10 protein-coding genes are annotated in these 13,550 nt (G+C 71.4%); 6 read left to right on the forward strand and 4 right to left on the reverse strand.

The window, feature by feature from the left end; all coding sequences use genetic code 11:
- The first annotated feature begins 16 nt into the window (after window positions 1–16).
- Window positions 17–601 (forward strand): flavodoxin family protein, encoded by a 585-nt coding sequence (locus tag ACZ4U1_RS26280; protein ID WP_467906470.1) that lies wholly within the window; start codon window positions 17–19, stop codon window positions 599–601.
- A gap of 31 nt (window positions 602–632) precedes the next feature.
- Here the strand turns inward: ACZ4U1_RS26280 and ACZ4U1_RS26285 are convergent, their stop codons facing one another.
- A complete protein-coding gene (locus tag ACZ4U1_RS26285) occupies window positions 633–1,844 on the reverse strand; it encodes a CAP domain-containing protein (protein WP_467906682.1) in 1,212 nt (403 codons plus the stop codon).
- A 224-nt stretch (window positions 1,845–2,068) separates the two neighbouring features.
- Between ACZ4U1_RS26285 and ACZ4U1_RS26290 the strand changes: the two genes are divergently transcribed.
- The 4 genes from ACZ4U1_RS26290 (at window position 2,069) to ACZ4U1_RS26305 (ending at window position 8,499) form a co-directional block, all read left to right on the forward strand.
- A complete protein-coding gene (locus ACZ4U1_RS26290; RefSeq protein ID WP_423560040.1) occupies window positions 2,069–2,350 on the forward strand; it encodes an acylphosphatase in 282 nt (93 codons plus the stop codon).
- Window positions 2,351–2,729: 379 nt separating this feature from the next.
- Window positions 2,730–2,933: a hypothetical protein gene (locus ACZ4U1_RS26295; protein WP_014675251.1), complete on the forward strand. Its 204-nt coding sequence runs from the start codon at window positions 2,730–2,732 to the stop codon at window positions 2,931–2,933.
- 243 nt (window positions 2,934–3,176) lie between these two features.
- Window positions 3,177–6,854, forward strand: a complete 3,678-nt coding sequence (locus tag ACZ4U1_RS26300; RefSeq protein ID WP_467906472.1) for an AAA family ATPase — start codon at window positions 3,177–3,179, stop codon at window positions 6,852–6,854.
- A 226-nt stretch (window positions 6,855–7,080) separates the two neighbouring features.
- Window positions 7,081–8,499 carry a sugar porter family MFS transporter gene (locus ACZ4U1_RS26305; RefSeq protein ID WP_467906474.1) on the forward strand — a complete coding sequence of 473 codons (1,419 nt, stop codon included), beginning with the start codon at window positions 7,081–7,083 and terminating at the stop codon, window positions 8,497–8,499.
- A gap of 265 nt (window positions 8,500–8,764) precedes the next feature.
- On the opposite strand, the gene ACZ4U1_RS26310 is transcribed toward ACZ4U1_RS26305, so the two are convergent.
- Both ACZ4U1_RS26310 and ACZ4U1_RS26315 read right to left on the reverse strand, forming a co-directional pair.
- Window positions 8,765–9,736 (reverse strand): LLM class flavin-dependent oxidoreductase, encoded by a 972-nt coding sequence (locus ACZ4U1_RS26310; protein ID WP_467906476.1) that lies wholly within the window; start codon window positions 9,734–9,736, stop codon window positions 8,765–8,767.
- A 54-nt stretch (window positions 9,737–9,790) separates the two neighbouring features.
- Entirely contained in the window at window positions 9,791–11,239 is a 1,449-nt protein-coding gene (locus tag ACZ4U1_RS26315; RefSeq protein WP_467906478.1) for a cytosine permease, read from the reverse strand.
- Window positions 11,240–11,410: 171 nt separating this feature from the next.
- On the opposite strand from ACZ4U1_RS26315, the gene ftsY reads away from it, so the two are divergent.
- The gene (gene ftsY / locus ACZ4U1_RS26320) at window positions 11,411–12,613 is read left to right on the forward strand and encodes a signal recognition particle-docking protein FtsY (RefSeq protein ID WP_467906480.1); all 1,203 of its coding nucleotides are present in this window, start codon (window positions 11,411–11,413) and stop codon (window positions 12,611–12,613) included.
- A gap of 87 nt (window positions 12,614–12,700) precedes the next feature.
- On the opposite strand, the gene ACZ4U1_RS26325 is transcribed toward ftsY, so the two are convergent.
- Window positions 12,701–13,357, reverse strand: a complete 657-nt coding sequence (locus ACZ4U1_RS26325) for a bifunctional DNA primase/polymerase (protein ID WP_467906481.1) — start codon at window positions 13,355–13,357, stop codon at window positions 12,701–12,703.
- Window positions 13,358–13,550: the final 193 nt, after the last annotated feature.

Here is a 13,550-nt window from a genome sequence, read left to right on the forward strand (position 1 = left end):
TTTCCGAGGAGTTCGCATGACCACGCCCGTCGTTTCCATCGCCTACCACTCCGGCTACGGCCACACCGCCGTCCTCGCCGAGGCCGTCCGCGCCGGTGCCCTCGACGCGGGTGCCGAGGTCCACCTGATCAAGGTGGACGAGATCACCGACGAGCAGTGGGAGACACTGGACCGCTCCGACGCGATCGTCTTCGGCTCGCCGACCTACATGGGCACCGCCTCCGGCGCCTTCCACGCCTTCGCCGAGGCCTCCTCCAAGCGCTGGTTCGGCCAGGACTGGAAGGACAAGCTGGCCGCCGGCTTCACCAACTCCGCCTCCAAGAGCGGCGACAAGCTGCACACCCTGCAGTTCTTCCAGACGCTCGCCGCCCAGCACGGCATGCACTGGGTCAACCTCGGCCTGCTCCCCGGCTGGAACAGCAGCACCGCCTCCGAGAACGACCTCAACCGCCTCGGCTTCTTCGCCGGCGCCGCCGCCCAGAGCAACAACGACCAGGGCCCCGAGGGCGTCCACAAGGCCGACATAGCCACCGCCGAGCACCTGGGCCGCCGGGTCGCCCAGACGGCAACGGTCTTCACGCGCGGCCGCACCGCGGCGTAAGCGCCTGACGGGCGGCTCGGCCCGGGCGTCCTCAGTACCCGAAGTCCTGCGTCCACCAAGGCCCGCCCGGGCCGAAGTGGACGCCGACGCCGAGGGTCTTGAAGTCGCAGTTCAGGATGTTGGCGCGGTGGCCGGGGCTGCTCATCCAGGCCTGCATCACGGCCGCCGCGTCGGCCTGGCCGCGGGCGATGTTCTCGCCGCCCAGGTCGGTGACGCCGGCCGCCGCGGCCCGGTCCCAGGGCGACCTGCCGTCCGGGTCGGTGTGGTCGAAGAAGCCCCGCGCGGCCATGTCGTCGCTGAACGACTCGGCCAGCTTCGTCAGCGAGGAGTTCGCCGCCAGCGGGCTGCAGCCGGCCTTGGCCCGCTCCTCGTTGACGAGCTTCAGCACCTCGGCCTCGACGGCGGCCTCCCGCGACACCGTCACCGGTGTGGAGGCCGGCGCCGGCGCCTTGGTGGCCGTACGCGACGGGGTGCTCTTCGGCTTGGGCGACGCGGAGGGCTTCGAGGGGGTGAGCTTGGGGCTGGTCTTCGGCGCCGGCTTCCTGGCAGGCGTCCTCGACGGGGCCCGGGTCGGGGACGCCGACTTCGAGGCGGAAGCCGAGGGGGAGGGGGAAGCCGAGGGGGAAGCGGAGGCGGAGGCCGACGGGCTCGGGGAGCCGGCGCGCGCGGCGTTCCCGCCGGTCCCGCTGGTGGGCGTGGCGGCGGGGCTGTCGACGCTGCCCGAGGTGCCGCCCTGCTCGCTGGCCGTGTTGCTGGGGGCGCCGGCCGACTGCACCCGGTCCCCGCCGGTGGTGTGCGTGCCGCCGCCGAGCTGGTAGTCGCCCAGACCCGGCACCACGCCCGTGGTCACCGCGACCGTGCCGAGCGCGACGGCCACGGATATCCCGAGCAGACCCGTGCGTACCGGCCGTCCGGCCCTGCCGCGTCGCTGACGGTCACGGGAGGGCCCGCCGGCCGGGGTGAAACCACCGGAGCCGGACGCGGAGGTCGAGCCGGAGGAGGACGCGGACCCGTGCGCGGCGGGGTCGTCGTCCGTGGCGAAGAGATAGGCCTGCGCCTTGGCGGTCGCCTCGGCGTAGGCCTCAGGGTTCAGATAGGGCGCTGTGCCCATGGGTATCTGGCGTTCACCCGCGGACGAGCGCCGGGTGCCGTCGCTCCCGGAGCCGGAGCGCTGCGTGTGGCTGACCCCCGTGGCGCGGCCCGTGGCGGCGCGGCCGGCGGCGGAGCGTCGGTGGCGTCCCATGTCCTTGCCCTCTTCCTCGTGCTCGCGGTCGACCGGTGCCCGCACGGCGAGCGACTCCCCGGCGAGCGACGCGCGGCGAGCGACGCGTGGCGAGTGACTCCGTCCGGCCAACCCGACTCACTCGATCGAGTGAGTTTCATATGGGATTCATTGGGTCCGGACGGTACCCCATGCCGCTGGGGGACGACGTGTCCCGGACGACACCGGCCGGTTAGGTTGCACCCATGAGTGAGGACGTACGACTGGTCGCCTGGGTGCGTGGACACGTGCAGGGCGTGGGTTTTCGCTGGTTCACGCGCGCCAAGGCCCTGGAGATCGGCGGGTTGAGTGGTTTTGCTCTCAATTTGGCCGACGGCCGGGTCCAGGTGGTCGCGGAGGGGTCACGGGAGGGCTGCGAGGGGCTGCTGGACTGGCTCCAGGGCAGCGACACGCCCGGGCGCGTGGACGGCGTCACCGAGATCTGGGACACACCGCGCGGCGGCTACGACGGCTTCGCCATCCGCTGATCCCGCGCCCGGAAGCCCCCCGTCCGGGTGCGCGGCAAGCTGCCGGGGGCATGTGCGGAAACGGAAACGCCCTGGTGGTTGCCAAGACGGGCGTGGCATGGCAGGCTCCGCTGGTACTGCTGGTCGCCACGCCCTGAGGGCCCGGAGGAGTCACAGCGCCGCCGTGTTTCCGGCCGCGTATCCCGGTTCGCCCCCAATACAGGGCGTGATCGTGTTGACCGTCAAACTTTTTGGTGAGACGCTGAAAGCCCCGCGCACCTTAGCTGTTTGGCATGGAACAACAGCAGAGCAACACCCGGATGTGCCAAGCACCGCGGGTGCGAATCCCTCACGACCCACACCGCATCGGTCGGTCACTCAGTGTGGAGGACCATCCATCATGGCAAAGGCGCTTCTCGGTTACGTCGGCGGCTCCGACCCTCGACTCCTCGCCGAGATGCGACGGCTGCAGCAGCGCGTCCAGGACCTGGAGTCCGAGCTCGTACGGATCCAGGCGGAGAACGAAGCGCTGACGGCTGCCGCCTCTCAGGACAGGATCATGGAGAGCATCGACGCACACCAGGCGGAGCCTGCGCTCACCTGATCGTTGCACCGCTCCACAACAGCAGTCAGCGATCAGGCTGCCCGTATCAACCGCTCAGTTGATCAGACGACTGAGACCCAGTCGTCAGAGTTGCAAGGGACGCTTCGGCGTCCCTTCGTTCTTTCCCCCGCGCATCCTTTCACTCTCTTCAACATCTGGTGTGCCCTGCATGTTCAATGACGAAACCGCGCGGTTGCGAGGGTTCATGGAGTGAGATAGCGGCGGCGGGTAGAGTCCAGCGGCGTGCACCTCAAGGCCCTGACCCTCCGCGGGTTCAAGTCGTTCGCCTCGGCGACCACGCTCCGATTCGAACCAGGGATCACGTGTGTCGTCGGCCCGAACGGCTCGGGCAAGTCCAATGTCGTGGACGCGCTCAGCTGGGTCATGGGCGAACAGGGCGCCAAATCGCTGCGCGGCGGCAAGATGGAGGACGTCATCTTCGCCGGCACCACCGGCCGCCCGCCGCTCGGCCGCGCCGAGGTGTCCCTGACCATCGACAACTCCGACGGGGCGCTGCCCATCGAGTACGCCGAGGTCACCATCACGCGGATCATGTTCCGCAACGGCGGCAGCGAGTACCAGATCAACGGCGACACCTGCCGCCTGCTGGACATCCAGGAACTCCTCTCCGACTCCGGTATCGGCCGCGAGATGCACGTCATCGTCGGCCAGGGCCAGCTCGACTCCGTCCTGCACGCCGACCCCATGGGCCGCCGCGCCTTCATCGAGGAGGCGGCCGGCGTCCTCAAGCACCGCAAGCGCAAGGAGAAGGCGCTCCGCAAGCTGGACGCGATGCAGGCCAACCTCGCGCGCGTGCAGGACCTCACCGACGAGCTGCGGCGCCAGCTCAAGCCCCTCGGCCGGCAGGCCGCCGTCGCCCGCCGGGCCGCCGTCATCCAGGCCGACCTCCGCGACGCCCGCCTGCGGCTCCTCGCCGACGACCTCGTACGCCTGCGCGAAGCGCTCCAGGCCGAGATCGCCGACGAGGCGGCGCTGAAGGAACGCAAGGAGACCGCCGAGCAGGAGCTGAAGAAGGCCCTGCACCGCGAGGCCCTGCTGGAGGACGAGGTACGCCGGCTCACCCCGCGCCTCCAGCGCGCCCAGCAGACCTGGTACGAGCTGTCCCAGCTGGCCGAGCGGGTGCGCGGCACCGTCTCGCTGGCCGACGCCCGGGTCAAGAGCGCCACCTCCGCCCCGCCGGAGGAACGGCGCGGCCGCGACCCGGAGGACCTGGAGCGCGAGGCCGCCCGCATCCGCGAACAGGAGGCCGAGCTGGAGGCCGCCCTGGAGGCGGCCCAGCGGGCACTGGACGACACGGTCGCCCACCGCGCCGAACTGGAGCGCGAGCTGGCGGCCGAGGAACGCCGGCTCAAGGACGTCGCCCGCGCCATCGCCGACCGCCGCGAGGGCCTGGCCCGCCTCTCCGGGCAGGTCAACGCGGCCCGCTCACGCGCCGCCTCCGCCCAGGCCGAGATCGACCGCCTGGCCACGGCCCGCGACGAGGCACAGGAACGCGCGGTCCGCGCCCAGGAGGAGTACGAGGCCCTCCAGGCCGAGGTCGACGGCCTCGACGCCGGCGACGCGGACCTGGCCGAGCAGCACGAGGCGGCCAAGCGCCGGCTGGCGGAGGCGGAAGCGGCCCTGACCACGGCCCGCGAGGCCCTGACCACCGCCGAGCGCAGCCGCGCCGCGACCCAGGCCCGGCACGAGGCCCTGGCCCTGGGCCTGCGCCGCAAGGACGGCACCGGCATACTGCTCGGCGCCCGGGACCGCCTCACCGGAGTCCTGGGCCCGGCGGCGGAACTGCTGAGGATCACCCCGGGCTACGAGATCCCCCTGGCGGCAGCCTTCGGCGCGGCGGCGGACGCGATCGCCGTGACGACCCCCGCAGCGGCGGCCGAGGCGATCACCCTGCTCCGCAAACAGGACGGGGGCAGGGCGGCCCTCCTCTTGGCAGGAGCCCCGGAGGAAGCACCCCGAAGGGGCGCGGGGAACGGCGCGATCGGCCACGACGTACCCGCGGCCGGCGACGGTGGGGCAGCGCCCCGCAGGGCCGCCGCCCCCGCAGCCGAAAGCCTGCCCGGCACCCCTCTCTCCGCAGCCGAAAGCCTGCCCGGCACCCCCCTCCCCGCCGCCGACCTCGTCCGCGGCCCCGCCGAGCTGATGCCCGCCGTCCGCCGCCTCCTGCGCGGAATCGTCGTGGTCGAAACCCTGGACGACGCCGAGGCCGTCGTCTACTCCCACCCGGAGCTGACCGCCGTCACCGCCGAAGGCGACCTTTTGGGCGCCCACTTCGCACACGGCGGTTCGGCCGGCGCGCCCAGCCTGCTGGAGGTACAGGCCTCCGTCGACGAGGCCGCGGCCGAGCTGGCCGAGCTGGAGGTGCGGTGCGCCGAGCTGGCCGAGGCACAGCAGGCCGCGGTCGAGCACCGCGAGCGGGCCGCAGCCCTGGTGGAGGAAGTCGGAGAGCGGCGCCGGGCCGCCGACCGCGAGAAGTCGGCCGTGGCCCAGCAGCTCGGCCGGCTCGCCGGACAGGCACGCGGCGCCGCCGGGGAGGCCGAGCGGTCGGCCGCGGCGGCGGCACGCGCGCAGGAGGCGCTGGAGAAGGCCGTACAGGAGGCCGAGGAGCTGGCGGAACGGCTGGCCGTGGCCGAGGAGATGCCGGTGGAGGAGGAGCCGGACACCTCGGTGCGGGACCGGCTCGCCGCCGACGGGGCCAACGCACGGCAGACCGAGATGGAGGCCCGCCTCCAGGTCCGTACGCACGAGGAGCGGGTCAAGGGGCTCGCCGGCCGCGCCGACTCGCTCGACCGGGCGGCCCGCGCCGAACGCGAGGCACGCGCGCGTGCCGAGCAGCGCCGGGCCCGGCTGCGGCACGAGGCGGCGGTCGCGGCAGCCGTCGCCTCGGGTGCCCGGCAGCTGCTCGCGCACGTCGAGGTGTCCCTGGCCCGGGCCGAGCAGGAGCGTTCCGCCGCCGAGGCCGCCAAGGCCCGGGGTGAGCAGGAGCTGGCCGCCGCCCGTACGGCCGGCCGCGAACTCAAGGCCGAACTCGACAAGTTGACGGATTCGGTCCACCGGGGCGAGGTACTCGGCGCGGAGAAGCGGCTGCGCATCGAGCAGCTGGAGACCAAGGCGCTGGAGGAGCTGGGTGTCGAACCGGAGGGGCTGGTGGCGGAGTACGGCCCGCACCAGCCCGTGCCGCCCTCGCCCCCCGCCGACGGCGAGCACCTGCCCGAGGACCCCGACCACCCGCGCAACCAGCCGCGCCCCTTCGTGCGCGCCGAGCAGGAGAAGCGGCTCAAGGCCGCCGAGCGGGCGTACCAGCAGCTGGGCAAGGTCAACCCGCTGGCGCTGGAGGAGTTCGCGGCGCTGGAGGAGCGGCACAAGTTCCTCAGCGAACAGCTGGAGGACCTGAAGAAGACCCGCGCCGACCTGCTCCAGGTGGTGAAGGAGGTCGACGAGCGCGTCGAGCAGGTCTTCACCGAGGCCTACCGGGACACGGCCCGGGAGTTCGAGGGCGTCTTCAGCCGGCTGTTCCCGGGCGGCGAGGGGCGCCTGGTGCTGACCGACCCCGACAACATGCTCACCACGGGCGTGGACGTCGAGGCGCGCCCGCCGGGCAAGAAGGTCAAGCGGCTCTCCCTGCTCTCGGGCGGCGAGCGCTCGCTGACGGCCGTCGCGCTGCTGGTGTCGATCTTCAAGGCCCGGCCGAGTCCCTTCTACGTCATGGACGAGGTCGAGGCCGCGCTGGACGACACCAACCTCCAGCGGCTGATCCGGATCATGCAGGAGCTGCAGGAGACCTCGCAGCTGATCGTGATCACGCACCAGAAGCGCACGATGGAGGTCGCCGACGCGCTCTACGGCGTGTCCATGCAGGGCGACGGTGTGTCGAAGGTCATCTCCCAGCGCCTCAGGTAGCGCACCTCCAGGATCACCTCTGGGATCACCCTCAAGATCAACTAACACTGTGTTCAAAAGGTGAACACAGTGGGCTTGGGCATATCGAAAAACTCACAGCCGTTGAAGTATTGACTTCGAAACTTGAAGGCATAGTCTCTGCAACGTTGCTTTTACCTTCAGGTGTCACCACCTGAGAGGGCTCACACCCCACACGGCAGCGTTGCCGTGGCCCGAGGAGATACACGTGACCAGCACAGCGCAGGCACCTCAGTCAGGAGCCAGGACGGCTCAACCCGAACATCTCGGGCACGTCATCTTCATCGCAGCGGCTGCCGCGATGGGCGGCTTCCTCTTCGGCTACGACAGCTCCGTGATCAACGGCGCCGTCGAGGCCATCCGCGACCGGTACGACATCGGATCCGCCGCCCTCGCCCAGGTCATCGCGATCGCGCTGATCGGCTGTGCCATCGGTGCCGCCACCGCCGGCCGCATCGCCGACCGGATCGGCCGCATCCGCTGTATGCAGATCGCCGCCGTCCTGTTCACCATCAGCGCCGTCGGCTCCGCGCTGCCCTTCGCGCTGTGGGACCTCGCCTTCTGGCGCATCGTCGGCGGCTTCGCCATCGGCATGGCCTCCGTCATCGGCCCGGCCTACATCGCCGAGGTCGCCCCGCCCGCCTACCGTGGCCGGCTCGGCTCCTTCCAGCAGGCCGCGATCGTCGTCGGCATCGCCATCTCCCAGCTCGTGAACTGGGGCCTGCTCAACGCCTCCGGCGGCGACCAGCGCGGCAAGCTGATGGGCCTGGAGGCCTGGCAGGTCATGCTCGGTGTGATGGTCGTACCGGCCGTCCTCTACGGCCTGCTGTCCTTCGCGATCCCCGAGTCCCCGCGCTTCCTGCTCTCCGTCGGCAAGCGTGAGCGCGCCCGTGAGATCCTCGCCGAGGTCGAGGGCAAGGACATCGACCTGGACGCCCGCGTCGCCGAGATCGAGCTGGCGATGAAGAGCGAGCACAAGTCCTCCTTCAAGGACCTGCTCGGCGGCTCCTTCTTCTTCAAGCCGATCGTCTGGATCGGTATCGGCCTGTCGGTCTTCCAGCAGTTCGTCGGCATCAACGTCGCGTTCTACTACTCCTCGACGCTGTGGCAGTCGGTCGGTGTCGACCCGACGGACTCGTTCTTCTACTCCTTCACGACGTCGATCATCAACATCGTCGGCACCGTGATCGCGATGATCTTCGTGGACCGCGTCGGCCGCAGGCCGCTCGCCCTCATCGGTTCCGTCGGCATGGCCGTCGGCCTCGCGCTGGAGGCCTGGGCGTTCAGCTACGACCTGGTCGACGGCAAGCTGCCGAGCACGCAGGGCTGGACCGCCCTGATCGCCGCCCATGTGTTCGTCCTCTTCTTCGCCCTGTCCTGGGGTGTGGTCGTCTGGGTCATGCTCGGCGAGATGTTCCCGAACAAGATCCGCGCCGCCGCCCTGGGCGTGGCCGCCGCCGCGCAGTGGATCGCCAACTGGGCCATCACCGCGAGCTTCCCGTCGCTGGCCGACTGGAACCTCTCCGGCACCTACGTGATCTACACCGTCTTCGCCGCGCTCTCCATCCCGTTCGTCCTGAAGTTCGTCAAGGAGACGAAGGGCAAGTCCCTGGAGGAGATGGGCTGAGCCTCGTAGCGAGGCGCCCCGAACTCGGGGAGAAGGGCCAAGTCCCCGCTGCCCCTCTCCTCGATCCGTCCGCCGCCCCCGGCCCGGCCACTGCCCGGACCGGGGGCGGTGGTGTCGTACGGCCCGTGTCCACAGCCGGTCCGGTGTCCCGACATCGACTGGGCGTGCTGCTCAAGGCCTGGGCGGCGATGGCGCGCCGGGCGGTTCTCCTCCATGGCCGACGACGAGGAACTCCAGCGGGTCGGCCGCGCACTCATGGCGCGGCTCAGTCGGCCAGCGCCGGCAGAACCCGCTCCGCGAAGAGCCTGAGGCTGCGCCAGCCCTCCTCCACCGGCATCCCGCCCGCCAGCGGATGCAGCACCAGGCTGTCCAGGCCCTGCGCCACGCACTGCTCCGGGGTGAGGACCCGGTACACGCCCTCCGCGCGCAGCTCCGCCACGGTCGTGGCCGCCGACCGCACCGCCGAGCGGATGTGGCCCGACTGCCAGGAGGCGTAGGTCCGGGCCTCGTGCAGGAAGTGCGCGCCGTACTCGGCCCACGCCCGGTCCGGGTCCTCGGCGAGGTGGAGGAGCGGGGTCTCGGCGGCGGGCATCATCGTCCAGCCCTCGGTGCCGTACTCGGTGAGCTTCTCCTTGTAGTACGCCTCCAGCTCCGGCAGATGCGCACTCGGGAAGAACGGCAGGCCGAGCCGGGCGGCCCGGCGGGCGGCGGCCTTGGAGGAGCCGCCGACCAGCAGCAACGGATGCGGATCGGTGTACGGCCGCGGGGTGAGCCGCACCCTGCGGCCCCGGTACCGGAACTCCTCGCCGGTCCAGGCCGCGAGCAGCGTCTCCAGAAGCTCGTCCTGGATCCGGCCCCGGCGCCCCCAGTCCACGCCGAACAGCTCGTACTCCTCCGGCCGGTAACCGATCCCCGCCACGGTCACCAGCCGGCCGCCGCTCAGCAGGTCCAGCACGGCGATCTCCTCGGCCAGCCGCAGCGGGTCGTGCAGCGGGCCGATCACCGCCGAGACCGTCACCGCGATCCGGCGGGTCGCGCCGAACACCGCGCCCGCGAAGGCGAACGGCGAGGGCAGCCAGTTGTTGTCGGCGCCGTGGTGCTCCTCGGTCTGCACGGTGCTGACCCCGTGCTCGTCCGCGTACGCGGCCATCTCCAGGGCGGCCCGGTAGCGGGCGGAGAGGGCGGCGGGAGGGGCACCGGGGGCGACGAGGTTGAAACGTACGACGGTGACGGGCATGAGGAGTCCCCCTCCGGTACGGCTCGGTGGAGGGGGACGGTAGCTGACGGGGCGTCAGACGGCCAGGGTCTCGCGCTCCTCCGCGGGCGCACCGGCCGCCGGGCGCTCGACCGCCGGCTTCGGCAGGACCAGGTACAGCACACCCGAGACCACGATCGTGGCGACCCAGCCGAGACCGTACTCGCCGATCACGTTGTTCGTCGCGAGCGGGCCGGTGAACCAGTCGGAGGTGGTGAACATCAGACCCGACAGCAGACCCACCGCCCAGGCGGCCACGGCCGCGGGGGAGAAGCCACCCTTGTACCAGTAGGCGCTGGTGCGGGTGGTGTCGGTCATCGCTTCGCCGTCGTACTCCGTGCGGCGGAACATGTCCGCGCCGAACACGCCGACCCAGGCGGAGAAGGCGACCGCCAGCAGCGACAGGAAGGCGATGAACGAGCCCATGAAGCTGGTCGCGACCAGCATCAGCACCCCGCCGAAGATCAGCGAGATCACGGCGTTGACCGAGACCGCCCAGTGCCGGGGCACCTTGAAGCCCAGGGTCTGCGCGGTGAAGCCCGCCGAGTACATCGACATCGAGTTGATCAGCAGCATGCCGATCAGCGCGATGAACAGGTACGGCACGGCGATCCAGGTCGGCAGGATCTCACCCAGGAAGGACACCGGGTCGCTCGCCGAGGCCAGGTCCGGCGTGGAGACCGCCATCACCGCGCCCATCAGGACCATGGGCAGCACGACGACACCGGCGCCGCCCACCGCCGTACCCACGATCGCCTTGGAGGAGGCCGTGCGCGGCAGGTAACGGGTGAAGTCCGGGGCGGACGGGATCCAGCTGACACCGCCCGCGGCGATCATGCCGATACCGGTGATCACCGCGGCCGTGGAACCGGCGCTGTGGTCCATCACCTTCGACCAGTCGGTGTTCGCCACCAGATAGGCCAGGACGAGCACCGAGAAGACACCGAAGAAATAGGTCGCGTACTTGTTGCACTTCTGCACGGCGTTGATGCCGAGCCCGGAGATCGCGAAGGTCGCGACGACGAACGCCAGCAGCATCACCATGTCGAGCACGCTGTTCGCCTTGATGCCGAACAGGATGTCCAGGATGGTGAGCATCGCGTACGCGCCGGTCACCGCGTTGATGGTCTCCCAGCCCCAGCGGGCGACCCAGATCAGTGAACCGGGCAGCAGATTGCCGCGCTGACCGAAGACCGCCCGCGACAGCGCCATGCCGGGCGCGCCGCCCCGCTTGCCCGCGATGCCGATCAGACCGACCAGGCCGTACGACACGAGCGGTGCGGCGACCGCGACGACCAGCGCCTGCCAGATGTTCAGGTGGTACGCCACGACCAGGCTCGCGCCCATGGTCAGGAGCAGCACGCTGATGTTGGCGCCGACCCAGGTGGGGAACAGCTCCCGGGTCTTCGCGGTGCGCTCGTGGTCGGGGACCTGCTCGATACCGCGCGTTTCGAGAGCGCCTTCGGTCTCGACGGATTTGCTCATGGAAGAGGTGCCAGACAGTGGGGGGACAGGGTGACGTGGGGACTCTACGCGCGTGGATCGCGTGGCCACCATCGTACTTTGCTCCGAGTCCTCATGCTAAGTGGCCTTTGTCTCTCGGACGAAGCCACAAACGGAGCCCTGGCGCACCCCATGTCCGATACTGGTCGGGTTATGGAAACCGTCATCCTTGCTGTAGTCATCGCCGTGGTCGTGCTCGCGGCGCTCGGCGGGCTGATCGTGGGCAGCCGGCGCCGGAAGCCGCTGCCCCCGCCGCCCCCGAAGGCGCCCGACATCACCGCGCCCCCGGCCGAGCCGCACGTCGGCGAAGAGGCCGAGACGCCCCGAGACGAACCACGCCGGACGATCGAGGAGGTGGATCTCCCCGGCGGCCCCGCACCGGTCGTCGTGGAGGAGCCTCCGACCGTCGAGGCTCCCGAGATCGAGATCCCGGAGCCCACCGCAGGCCGGCTGGTCCGCCTGCGCGCCCGCCTGTCCCGCTCCCAGAACGCCCTGGGCAAGGGCCTGCTCACGCTGCTCTCCCGCGAGCACCTGGACGAGGACACCTGGGAGGAGATCGAGGACACGCTCCTCACCGCCGACGTCGGCGTGCAGCCCACCCAGGAACTCGTCGAGCGGCTGCGCGAACGCGTGAAGGTCCTCGGCACCCGCAGCCCCGAGGAGCTGCGCGGACTGCTCCGCGAGGAGCTGCTCAAGCTGGTCGGCACCGACGTCGACCGCACCGTGAAGACCGAGCCCGAGGACCGCAAGCCCGGCATCGTCATGGTCGTCGGCGTCAACGGCACCGGCAAGACCACCACCACCGGCAAGCTCGCCCGCGTGCTCGTCGCCGACGGCCGTACGGTCGTCCTCGGCGCCGCCGACACCTTCCGGGCCGCCGCCGCCGACCAGCTCCAGACCTGGGGCGAGCGCGTCGGCGCCTACACCGTGCGCGGACCCGAGGCCGGCGATCCCGCCTCCGTCGCGTTCGACGCGGTGAAGGAGGGCAAGGAGATGGGGGTCGACGTCGTCCTCATCGACACCGCCGGGCGCCTGCACACCAAGACCGGTCTCATGGACGAGCTGGGCAAGGTCAAGCGCGTGGTCGAGAAGCACGCGCCGCTGGACGAGGTGCTGCTCGTCCTGGACGCCACCACCGGCCAGAACGGCCTGGTGCAGGCCCGCGTGTTCGCCGAGGTCGTGGACATCACCGGCATCGTGCTGACCAAGCTGGACGGTACGGCCAAGGGCGGCATCGTGGTCGCGGTCCAGCGCGAGCTGGGAGTGCCGGTCAAGCTGGTCGGGCTCGGCGAGGGCGCGGACGATCTCGCGCCGTTCGAGCCGGAGGCGTTCGTGGATGCGCTTATCGGAGAGTGAACCACCCAGGAACGTCCTGGGTGGTCGACGAGAAGCTCCCGCCCCGAGGTGCAGTCGGGGACGGGAGCTTCGTCATGACCGGCGCGGTCACGCCCGCGACCGGTGCGCCACGTACGCCAGCGTGCCCAGCAGCAGCCGCGCCGCCGGAGGCCTGGTAGCGGAGTCCAGTGCGGGCGGGCGCAGCCAGCGCACCGGGCCCAGACCGCCACGGTCGGAGGGCGGCGCGGTGATGTGCGTGCCGGGGCCGAGACCGCGCAGGTCCAGCGCGGCCGGGTCGTCCCAGCCCATGCGGTACAGCAGCCGGGGGAGGTCGGCGGCGGCGCCGGGCGCGACGAAGAAGTGGGCGCGGCCGTCCGGTCCCGCGGTCACCGGGCCGAGGGGGAGGCCCATGCGCTCCAGGCGGACCAGGGCGCGGCGGCCGGCCGGCTCCGAGACCTCGATGACGTCGAACGCCTGGCCGACCGGCAGCATCACCGAGGCGCCCGGGAACTCCGACCAGGCCTTGCTCACCTCGTCCAGCGTGGCCCCGGCCGGCACCACGGGGGCGAAGTCGAGCGGATGCGCGCCCGGCGCCGCGCAGCCGGACCGCCCGCACGAGCAGACGCCCCCGGCGGCCCGCGCCCCCGGCACCACGTCCCACCCCCACAGCCCGGTGAACTCGGCCACGGCGGTGCACTCCGCTAAGCGGCCGCGCCGACGCGTGCCGGAGCGGATCTCGCGGATGCCGCCGATCGTGAAGCCCATGCCCCCTCCAACGGGTCCTGCGCGCCGGTGGTTACGACACGGAACGAGACGGAAGCGGAACGTAACGCTACGGCTCCGCCTTCCCGCGGTGGCGCGGGAGCAAGGCGGCGCCTTGGAGTGCGGCGGGTGGCGCACCGGGGGATACGCGCCCCGGCGTGCATCACTCCGCCCACTTCCGGCCGTCCTGTGTCAA

The sequence above is a fragment of the Streptomyces sp. NPDC028928 genome, assembly GCF_055564915.1.

What these genes read in the sequence shown, in the direction of transcription:
- ACZ4U1_RS26325 (WP_467906481.1), bottom strand. Translation starts at nt 13,357, where the DNA reads ATGGGCTTCACGATCGGCGGCATCCGCGAGATCCGCTCCGGCACGCGT.
- ftsY (WP_467906480.1), top strand. Translation starts at nt 11,411, where the DNA reads ATGGAAACCGTCATCCTTGCTGTAGTCATCGCCGTGGTCGTGCTCGCG.
- ACZ4U1_RS26310 (WP_467906476.1), bottom strand. Translation starts at nt 9,736, where the DNA reads ATGCCCGTCACCGTCGTACGTTTCAACCTCGTCGCCCCCGGTGCCCCT.
- ACZ4U1_RS26280 (WP_467906470.1), top strand. Translation starts at nt 17, where the DNA reads ATGACCACGCCCGTCGTTTCCATCGCCTACCACTCCGGCTACGGCCAC.
- ACZ4U1_RS26315 (WP_467906478.1), bottom strand. Translation starts at nt 11,239, where the DNA reads ATGAGCAAATCCGTCGAGACCGAAGGCGCTCTCGAAACGCGCGGTATC.
- ACZ4U1_RS26290 (WP_423560040.1), top strand. Translation starts at nt 2,069, where the DNA reads ATGAGTGAGGACGTACGACTGGTCGCCTGGGTGCGTGGACACGTGCAG.
- ACZ4U1_RS26285 (WP_467906682.1), bottom strand. Translation starts at nt 1,844, where the DNA reads ATGGGACGCCACCGACGCTCCGCCGCCGGCCGCGCCGCCACGGGCCGC.
- ACZ4U1_RS26295 (WP_014675251.1), top strand. Translation starts at nt 2,730, where the DNA reads ATGGCAAAGGCGCTTCTCGGTTACGTCGGCGGCTCCGACCCTCGACTC.